Source organism: Pseudomonas sp. 32_A (genome assembly GCF_017490905.1).
Lineage (GTDB): Bacteria > Pseudomonadota > Gammaproteobacteria > Pseudomonadales > Pseudomonadaceae > Aquipseudomonas > Aquipseudomonas inefficax.
Genome location: NZ_JAFGYI010000454.1, coordinates 1 through 249 on the forward strand (window position 1 = coordinate 1; position 249 = coordinate 249).

General features: G+C 61.8%; 1 protein-coding gene. It reads left to right on the forward strand.

Going from position 1 to position 249, the window contains the following annotated elements; all coding sequences use genetic code 11:
• Positions 1-249 (forward strand): amino acid permease (locus tag J5M58_RS27420; protein WP_207880635.1); only part of this gene is annotated, 249 nt, incomplete at both ends.

Sequence of the window (249 nt, forward strand, 5' to 3'; positions counted from 1 at the left end):
TGCTGATCGGCTGGGCAATCACCGCGGTCGGCATGCTGACCCTGGCATTCGTGTTCCAGACCCTGGCCAATCGCAAGCCTGACCTGGATGGCGGGGTGTATGCCTACGCCAAGGCCGGTTTTGGCGAGTACATGGGCTTTTCCTCGGCCTGGGGCTACTGGATCAGTGCCTGGCTGGGCAACGTCGGCTACTTCGTGCTGCTGTTCAGCACCTTGGGCTTCTACTTCCCGGTGTTCGGCGAGGGCAACA